The following is a 1,521-nucleotide window of genomic DNA, read 5'->3' as shown; positions in this document are numbered from 1 at the left end:
TTACAGGTGGTGCATGGTTGTCGTCAGCTCGTGTCGTGAGATGTTGGGTTAAGTCCCGCAACGAGCGCAACCCTCGTTCTATGTTGCCAGCGCGTAATGGCGGGGACTCATAGGAGACTGCCGGGGTCAACTCGGAGGAAGGTGGGGACGACGTCAAATCATCATGCCCCTTATGTCTTGGGCTTCACGCATGCTACAATGGCCGGTACAAAGGGTTGCGATACTGTGAGGTGGAGCTAATCCCAAAAAGCCGGTCTCAGTTCGGATTGGGGTCTGCAACTCGACCCCATGAAGTCGGAGTCGCTAGTAATCGCAGATCAGCAACGCTGCGGTGAATACGTTCCCGGGCCTTGTACACACCGCCCGTCAAGTCACGAAAGTTGGTAACACCCGAAGCCGGTGGCCTAACCCCTTGTGGGAGGGAGCTGTCGAAGGTGGGACTGGCGATTGGGACTAAGTCGTAACAAGGTAGCCGTACCGGAAGGTGCGGCTGGATCACCTCCTTTCTAAGGAGCACCTACAACCACCTTGCCCCATGTATGTGGGTGTGGAGGGGTTGTCAGGAGTACGCCCGTTGCGCAGACGTAAGTTCTGCGGCGGGTGCTCACGGGTGGAATATCAACGAATAGCGGCCGCCGGTTTTTCCCCGGCACCCAGTACGGATTCCCTGCCCCTTTTTGGGGGTGGTGGTCCTGGAACGGTGTGGGGGAGGGTACGGGCGGTTTAGTGTTTGGCACACTGTTGGGTCCTGAGGCAACAGGACCATGGCATCGGTTTGTTCCGGTGGTGTCCCTTACGGGGGGTGCTGCGCGGGGGGCCGGTGGTGTGGGTTTTGTTTGTTTCTGGTTTCCTGGCTGCACCGATCACACACGTTTGTGTGTGTGGGGTGTGTGGTATGGGGTTGTTGTTTGAGAACTACATAGTGGACGCGAGCATCTTTTATAAGAAGCAATTTCCAAGATATATGAACCTGGATCTGTCGCTGTTGTCTGGTTGTGCCTTTCGGGGTGCGGCCCGGTGGTGGTGGTGGTTTTCATGGTTCTCTCGAAAGAATAGCGTTTTATTGATCTTTTGTGGTCAAGTTTTTAAGAGCACACGGTGGATGCCTTGGCATTAGGAGCCGAAGAAGGACGTAGGAATCTGCGATAAGCCTGGGGGAGTCGATAACCGGACTGTGATCCCAGGGTGTCCGAATGGGGAAACCCCGCCGGGGGCGCGAGCTGCCCGGTGACCCGCATCTGAACACATAGGGTGTGTGGGGGGAACGCGGGGAAGTGAAACATCTCAGTACCCGCAGGAAGAGAAAACAATAGTGATTCCGTCAGTAGTGGCGAGCGAACGCGGATCAGGCTAAACCGTTCCATGTGTGATAGCCGGCGGGCGTTGCATGGTCGGGGTTGTGGGACTGTCCGTTCTGTCTCTGCCGGGACAGTGGGGTGTGTAGTGCAGGCATAGGTGAACGGTCTTGAAAGGCCGGCCAGAGAGGGTGTGAGCCCCGTAACCGAAATGTTGTGTACCGCC

At 56.7% G+C, this 1,521-nt stretch carries 2 rRNA genes; both read left to right on the top strand.

The annotated features are described in order from the left end of the window. Positions 1-506, top strand: a 16S ribosomal RNA gene (locus RCH07_RS19195); the annotation flags it as partial. Positions 507-1,075: 569 nt separating this feature from the next. After that, positions 1,076-1,521, top strand: a 23S ribosomal RNA gene (locus RCH07_RS19190); the annotation flags it as partial.

Source organism: Arthrobacter sp. CG_A4 (assembly GCF_035985125.1).
In the GTDB taxonomy this organism is placed as follows: Bacteria; Actinomycetota; Actinomycetes; order Actinomycetales; family Micrococcaceae; genus Arthrobacter.
This window is presented reverse-complemented; position numbering and strand designations above follow the sequence as displayed.